This is a genomic window from Phenylobacterium sp., assembly GCF_031181185.1.
In the GTDB taxonomy this organism is placed as follows: Bacteria; Pseudomonadota; Alphaproteobacteria; order Caulobacterales; family Caulobacteraceae; genus Phenylobacterium.
Window position 1 is genome coordinate 24,782 of the sequence record NZ_JAPSKZ010000026.1, and the last position, 6,272, is coordinate 31,053.

Sequence of the window (6,272 nt, forward strand, 5' to 3'; positions counted from 1 at the left end):
TATCGAAATTAATCCTGCTTTACGGGGATTCACCCTATGATGGCCGGGGATGGCGCCTTTGCCGTACTGAACGCGAGCCGCCGCGGCGCGTTTGCGGGCTGCCCCTCGCAGCCTCGGATACCTTTGACCTTGCCTGACCCTCGGAGCCTTTCGGCCGCGCTCGCGCCTTACCAGCGGCCGGACCCGCGGCGCAGCCTATGGGAGCTCGCCGCGACCGTCATCCCGCTGATCGCGCTGTGGGCGAGCCTCTATCTGTCCGTCGCGCGCGGCTGGTGGTGGGGCCTGTTGCTCGTGCCGCCCGCAGCGCTTTTCCTCGTGCGCCTCTTCATGATCCAGCACGACTGCGGCCATCAGGCCTTCTTCCCCACGCGGGGCCTCAACACCTGGGTGGGGCGGCTCGCCGGGGTGCTGACCATGACGCCCTACGAGTACTGGCGGCGCACGCATGCGGTGCACCACGCCACCTCCGGCAATCTCGATCGCCGCGGCCTCGGCGCCATCGAACTGCTCACGGTGGCCGAGTACCGCGCGCTACCGTGGCCGCGGCGGCTCGCCTATCGGCTCTACCGCCATCCGGTGACGCTGCTGGGGCTGGGCCCGACCTACATGTTCGTGCTGCAGCATCGGCTGCCGATCGGCGTCATGCGTGAGGGCTGGGCGTGGAGGAGCGTGCTCGGAAACAATCTGGGACTGCTCGCTTTGGCCGCGCCCCTGATTGCGCTCCTCGGGGTGCGCACCTTCCTCATCGCGCACCTCCCCGTGGTGATCCTGGCCGCCACCATCGGCGTCTGGCTCTTCTACGTGCAGCACCAGTTCGAGGAGACTTACTGGTCCCGCAACGCCGCCTGGGACCGGGACCGTGCGGCGCTCGCGGGAAGCTCGCACCTGAAACTGCCCCAGCCCTTCGCCTGGTGGACGGCCTACATCGGCGCCCACCATGTGCACCACGCCGCGCCGCGGATCCCGTTCTACCGCTTGCCTGAGGCGGTGCGCCGGGAGCCGGCGCTCGCGGCGGCCCCGGTGCTCGGCCTTCGCGACGCCTTCGCCAGTCTGCGGCTGGCGCTATGGGACGAGGCGTCCGAGCGGCTGGTGGGTTTCCGGCAGGCCAGCGCCGCCGCCCCAGCCCGCCAATCCGAGCGGGCGCCGCAGGGCGCCTGACGCGCATCCATCTCTTCGCTGGTGCGACGGATCGCCGGTCGCTATTCCGAGCGCTGCCGCAGTGCGGTATGTAGCGGCTGGGGACGCGCGTGGAGTTTTCGGGGATGCGTCGATTTGGATGGCTGGCCGTGCTGATGGCCGCCTGCGTGGGTCTGTTCGCGTTCGCCGGCGTCGCCGCCGCGCAGGAGCGCGAAGCTTCGACCGTGCGCGACGTCGCCGCCTACAAGCTGGGCGCGGGCGACAAGATCCGGGTGATTACCTTCGGGGAGGAGGCCCTGACCGGCGAGTTCCAGGTCGGCGGCTCTGGCAAGGTGTCGCTGCCGCTGATCGGCGAGGTCGCCGCCGCGGGCCTGACGATCCCGGAGTTCCAGAAGGCGGTCGAGACGGCGCTGAAGGACGGCTACCTGCGCGACCCGAAGGTCTCGGTCGAAGTGCTGAACTACCGCCCCTTCTACATCCTGGGCGAGGTGAACAAGCCCGGCGAGTACCCCTACACCAACGGCCTGACGGTGATGAACGCCGTGGCCACCGCCGAAGGTTTCACCTACCGGGCCAACACCAAACGGGTGTTCATCAAGCGCGCCGACAGCGAGAAGGAACAGGAGTTCCCGCTGAACAGCACGACCCCGGTAGCGCCGGGCGACACCATCCGCATTGCCGAGCGGTTCTTCTAGGCCGCGCCTGAGGTGGGCAAGCCGGGACGCCTCGCCGCGCGCGCCGCCTTGGCTGTCCTCGCGCTCTACGGCGCGGTCCGCGTCGTGGACACCGAGGCCCGCTGGGCGTCGGGGCGCGTCCCCGGCGACGTCGTGGAGCACGCGCTTCTCGTCTGGGCTTTGCTGACCTGCGCGATCGCCGCGTTCCCCCGACTGTCGCCGCTCGTCGCCGGCGGCACCATGCTCGGCCTGGGCCTGGGCGTCGAGCTGTTGCAGGCCGTCCCCGGCGTGCCCGGCGGCTTCCAGGCCCGCGATCTCATGGCGGACTTCGCGGGCGTGGTGGTGGCGGTCCTGCCGATGCTCGTGGCGTCCGCCCGACGGCCGACATAGCCAGCCGATCAGCCCGCCAAACAGCAGGGGTGCTCGCCTCCGACCGACGCGACCGGTCATGGCGTCTCCTTCGGCCGCCAGCGTCGCGTCGCTTCCGTTTTATCTGTTCGCGGGCCGCAGCTCGGCCTGGAAGCGCAGCAGCTCCTCGCGGAGGCGTTCGGACCAGGCCTCGGTCGCCGCGCCCCGCAACACCAGGGCGTAGCCGTAGCCCACCGCCACGTGCAGCGCCTCCAAGGCGAGTTCGCCCAGGATCCAGTGCAGCACGCCCGAGCGGAAGGTGAAGTCCAGCTCCTGCAGCAGCAGGTCGAGGTCGACGTCGGCCAACAGCGCGCCCGACCGCTGCGCCTCGGCCAGCAGCCCCTGCCAGAACGCCGCCCGCTGCGGGTTCCAGAGCGCGCTGCGCGCCTCGACGCCGCCCACGTTGAACACCTCGGCCCAGAGCGTCCGGTAGAAGGCGGGGTCCGCCTGGTAGTAGCTGACCTGCAGCCGAACGGCCTCGAAGATGGGCGTGATCGGGTCGGTGGACGACCGGCTGCGGAAGCGGGTGTGGAAATCCTTGATGTCGTTCAGCACCGCCACGACGATGGCGCGCTTCGAGCCGAACAGGTTGTAGGGCGTCGCCAGGCTGACGTTGGCTCGCGCCGCCAGCGCCCGCATCGAGAGGCCCGCGTCGCCCGTCTCGCGGATCAGGTCGCGGGCTGCGGCGATGATCCGCGCCCGGCGCTCGGCCTTGGCTTCCTCGCGTCGGCTCGTTGGCCTCTCGGCGTCGGCTAAGGCGTCGATCGTCATGGGCCCATCCTGGCCAGGGGGCGCGCCATCCGTCCAGCCTGCTTGCCTCTGAGCCGACCGGCGGCCACGGGTGATCTGACTGGACTGCCGCCACGGCGCCTGGGCCGAACTCACCTCCGAACGAGGGGAGATCCAGGATGAAGCTCGACAACACCGTTTCGGCCGTCGTCACCGGCGGCGCCTCCGGCCTGGGCGAGGCCACGGCCCGCCGGCTCGCCGGCCACGGCGTTCGCGTGGCCCTGTTCGACCTGAACGAGGAGCGCGGAGAGGCCCTGGCGCACGAGATCGGCGGCGTCTTCTGCAAGGTCAACGTCACCTCCAGCGAAGAGGTGGACGCCGGCTTCGCCAAAGCGCGCGCGGCGCACGGCCAGGAGCGGATCCTCGTCAACTGCGCCGGCGTCGGCGGCGGGGCCAAGACCGTCTCGCGTGACAAGGAGACCGGCGAGATCAAGGAATACCCGCTGGAGAACTTCGAGCGGATTATCCAGGTGAACCTGATCGGCACCTTCCGCTGCATCACCAAGAGCGCCGCCGGCATGCTGACCCTGCCGGTGCTGGACGACGGCGACCGCGGGGCCATCGTCAACACCGCCTCCGTGGCCGCCGAGGAAGGCCAGATCGGCCAGGTGGCCTACACCGCCTCCAAGGCCGGCATCGTCGGCCTGACGCTCACGGTCGCGCGCGACCTCTCCAGCGAGGCCATCCGGGTGAACACCATCCTGCCGGGCATCTTCGACACGCCGCTGCTGGCCCGTGCGCCCGAGCACGTGAAGGCAGGCCTCGCCGCCTCGGTGCCGTTCCCCCGCCGGCTGGGCCAGCCCGAGGAGTTCGCCCAGCTGGCCGAGACCATGATCACCTGCGGCTACTTCAACGGCGAGGACGTGCGCCTGGACGGCGCCATCCGCATGGCTCCGCGATGACCGAACCGTCGGCTCCGCCCGTCCGCGAGGTCGTCCCGGCCCACCGGTTCGACGAGGGGCGGCTGCACGCCTGGCTGCGCCGCGTGATCCCCGAGGTGGGCGACAGCCTCCGCGTCCAGCAGTTCCAGGGCGGCGCCTCCAACCCGACCTTCCTGCTCACGGGCGCCGACGGCGCCCGCTACGTCCTGCGCAAGAAGCCGCCGGGCCAGCTGCTGGCGAGCGCCCACCAGGTCGATCGCGAGCACCGGGTGATGAAGGCCCTGGAAGGCCACCTCCCGGTCCCGCGCATGCGGGCGCTGTGCGAGGACCCCGAGGTGATCGGCACCGCCTTCTACGTCATGGACTATCTCGAGGGACGGATCTTCCGGGACGCGACGCTGCCGGGCCTGGCGCCTGCCGAACGCGCGGCGATCTACGACGACCTCAACGCCGTCCTCGCCCGCCTGCACCAGGTGGACTTCGAAGGCGCCGGCCTGGGCGGCTACGGCCGGCCCGGCAACTACTTCGAGCGCCAGGTCGCCCGTTGGACCCGCCAGTACCGCGACGCCGCGACCGAGAGCATCCCGGCCATGGACGCCCTGATCGAGCGCCTGCCGCAGCGCATCCCCGCCGACCCGTCCGTCTCGATCACCCACGGCGACTACCGGCTGGAGAACGTCATGTTCCACCCGACCGAGCCCCGCATCGTCGCCGTGCTGGACTGGGAGCTCTCCACGATCGGGCACCCGCTGGCCGACATCGCCTACAACGCCTTCCTGTGGCGTTCCCACAGCCCCTCGTGGGGCAGCCTCGACGGCGTGGACTTCGCGCAAAGCGGCATCCCCACCGAGACCGAGTACGTGGCCGCCTACTGCGCCCGCACGGGCCGCGAACGGATAGAGGACTGGCCGTTCCTGATGGCGTTCTCGATCTTCCGGCTCGCCTCGATCTCGCAAGGCGTCTACGCCCGAACTCTGGCCGGGGTGGTCGCCAGCGAGCGCGAGGCGGTGAACGGCTGCCCGCCGCTGGCCGAACAGGCCCTGGCCATCCTAGACGGCCGCGACTGAAGGAGAGATTCATGCGCCTGCACCTGGAAGACAAGGTCATCTTCGTCGCCGGCGGCAGCCGCGGCATCGGTCTGGGCATTGTCGAGGCCTGCTTGGCCGAAGGCGCCCGTCTCGTCATCACCGCCCGCGGCGCCGAGGCGCTGGAAGCGGTCCGCGCCCGCCTCGCCGCCGAGCACGGCGAGGATCGTGTCTTCGCGATCTCGGGCGACATGCGTGACACCCAGGTGATCGAGGACGCCGTGGCCCGGGCAGAGGATCGCTTCGGTCCCATCTTCGGCGCGGTCGCCAACGTCGGCCTGCACCCGTGCCCGCCCGGCATCGAGGTGAGCGACGAGATCTGGGACGCCGGATTCGCCCAGAACCTCGACTCCGCCTGGCGCCTCTCCCGCGCCGCCCTCCGCCGCATGACGCCGCGCGGGGAGGGCTCGCTCCTGCTGATCAGTTCCATCGCGGGCCTGGGCGCGCTGGGCACGCCGCTGACCTACGGCACGGCCAAGGCCGCGATGAACCACCTGGCCAAGGAGCTGGCCCGCATCGCCGGCCCCAGCAACGTGCGCGTCAACGCCATCGCGCCCGGCAACATCATCTTCCCGGGCGGCGACTGGGAAAGCCGCGCCAACGGCCCGCGCGCCGAGGCCTGGACCCGCTGGATCGAACGCGAGGTGCCGCTGAAGCGCTTCGGGCGCCCGGAGGAGATCGGCGCCGTCGCCGCCTTCCTGCTGAGCCCGCTGGCCAGCTTCGTCACCGGCGCGGTGGTGCCCGTCGACGGCGGGCAGACCCGCTGACGGGCTGGTCCGCCGGTCCGCCGGCCTGTAACCAGCGGCTATGTCACGCCTCGGCGCCATGATCTTGGTCGGCGGAGCCTCGTCCCGCATGGGCGCCGACAAGGCCGTGCAGGACTGGGGCGGCCGCCGCGCCGTCGATCGCGTGGCGGACGTCGCCCGCGCGGTCGGCGCCGAGCCCGTCGTCACCGTCGGGGGCGCCGAGCTGGGCCTGCCGCACGTCCTGGAGGATGCGCCAGGGGGCCCCGTCGGCGGCGTCTGCGCCGGGGCTGCGGCCCTGCGCCGGGCCGGCGCCACCCGCGCCCTGGTGCTGGCCACCGACGCGCCCACGCTCCTGCCATCCGATCTCGAGCGGCTGCTAGCGGCGTCCGCGCCCGGCGCGGCCTACGCCCATCTGCACTTCCCGATGGTCCTGGAGCTCGCGGGGATCCCCGCCGACGCCCAGCCCAACTGGTCCGTCGCCCGGCTGATCGCCGCCATGGACCTGCAGCTGATCGAGGCGGCGCCCCACGCGGTCCCGCGCCTGCGCGGCGC

The 6,272-nt window shown here is 71.5% G+C and carries 8 protein-coding genes; 7 read left to right on the plus strand and 1 reads right to left on the minus strand.

Annotated features, from left to right (window positions below; translation table 11 throughout):
- Positions 1 to 123: 123 nt before the first annotated feature.
- The 3 genes from RIF93_RS05095 (at position 124) to RIF93_RS05105 (ending at position 2,201) form a co-directional block, all read left to right on the plus strand.
- Complete coding sequence (locus tag RIF93_RS05095) at positions 124 to 1,158, plus strand: fatty acid desaturase (protein ID WP_309089077.1); 1,035 nt, start codon at positions 124 to 126, stop codon at positions 1,156 to 1,158.
- Between the two features lie 104 nt (positions 1,159 to 1,262).
- Positions 1,263 to 1,832, plus strand: a complete 570-nt coding sequence (locus RIF93_RS05100) for a polysaccharide biosynthesis/export family protein (RefSeq protein ID WP_309089079.1) — start codon at positions 1,263 to 1,265, stop codon at positions 1,830 to 1,832.
- Between the two features lie 12 nt (positions 1,833 to 1,844).
- On the plus strand, positions 1,845 to 2,201 hold the full coding sequence (locus tag RIF93_RS05105) for a hypothetical protein (RefSeq protein WP_309089081.1): 357 nt from the start codon (positions 1,845 to 1,847) through the stop codon (positions 2,199 to 2,201).
- Between the two features lie 99 nt (positions 2,202 to 2,300).
- On the opposite strand, the gene RIF93_RS05110 is transcribed toward RIF93_RS05105, so the two are convergent.
- Positions 2,301 to 2,990: a TetR/AcrR family transcriptional regulator gene (locus RIF93_RS05110; protein WP_309089082.1), complete on the minus strand. Its 690-nt coding sequence runs from the start codon at positions 2,988 to 2,990 to the stop codon at positions 2,301 to 2,303.
- A 137-nt stretch (positions 2,991 to 3,127) separates the two neighbouring features.
- Here RIF93_RS05110 and RIF93_RS05115 point away from each other — a divergent pair, with 137 nt between their 5' ends.
- The 4 genes from RIF93_RS05115 to RIF93_RS05130 form a co-directional block, all read left to right on the plus strand.
- Complete coding sequence (locus RIF93_RS05115; protein ID WP_309089084.1) at positions 3,128 to 3,910, plus strand: SDR family NAD(P)-dependent oxidoreductase; 783 nt, start codon at positions 3,128 to 3,130, stop codon at positions 3,908 to 3,910.
- Positions 3,907 to 4,956 (plus strand): phosphotransferase, encoded by a 1,050-nt coding sequence (locus RIF93_RS05120; RefSeq protein WP_309089086.1) that lies wholly within the window; start codon positions 3,907 to 3,909, stop codon positions 4,954 to 4,956. The genes RIF93_RS05115 and RIF93_RS05120 overlap by 4 nt, the downstream gene beginning before the upstream one ends.
- A gap of 11 nt (positions 4,957 to 4,967) precedes the next feature.
- Positions 4,968 to 5,741: an SDR family oxidoreductase gene (locus RIF93_RS05125; RefSeq protein WP_309089088.1), complete on the plus strand. Its 774-nt coding sequence runs from the start codon at positions 4,968 to 4,970 to the stop codon at positions 5,739 to 5,741.
- 58 nt (positions 5,742 to 5,799) lie between these two features.
- The coding region (locus tag RIF93_RS05130; protein ID WP_309089090.1) for an NTP transferase domain-containing protein at positions 5,800 to 6,272 on the plus strand (473 nt) is incomplete at its 3' end.

Bases quoted from the DNA above. Each gene is read 5' to 3' on its own strand.
- RIF93_RS05120 (WP_309089086.1), top strand. From the start codon at position 3,907: ATGACCGAACCGTCGGCTCCGCCCGTCCGCGAGGTCGTCCCGGCCCAC.
- RIF93_RS05110 (WP_309089082.1), bottom strand. From the start codon at position 2,990: ATGACGATCGACGCCTTAGCCGACGCCGAGAGGCCAACGAGCCGACGC.
- RIF93_RS05115 (WP_309089084.1), top strand. From the start codon at position 3,128: ATGAAGCTCGACAACACCGTTTCGGCCGTCGTCACCGGCGGCGCCTCC.
- RIF93_RS05100 (WP_309089079.1), top strand. From the start codon at position 1,263: ATGCGTCGATTTGGATGGCTGGCCGTGCTGATGGCCGCCTGCGTGGGT.
- RIF93_RS05125 (WP_309089088.1), top strand. From the start codon at position 4,968: ATGCGCCTGCACCTGGAAGACAAGGTCATCTTCGTCGCCGGCGGCAGC.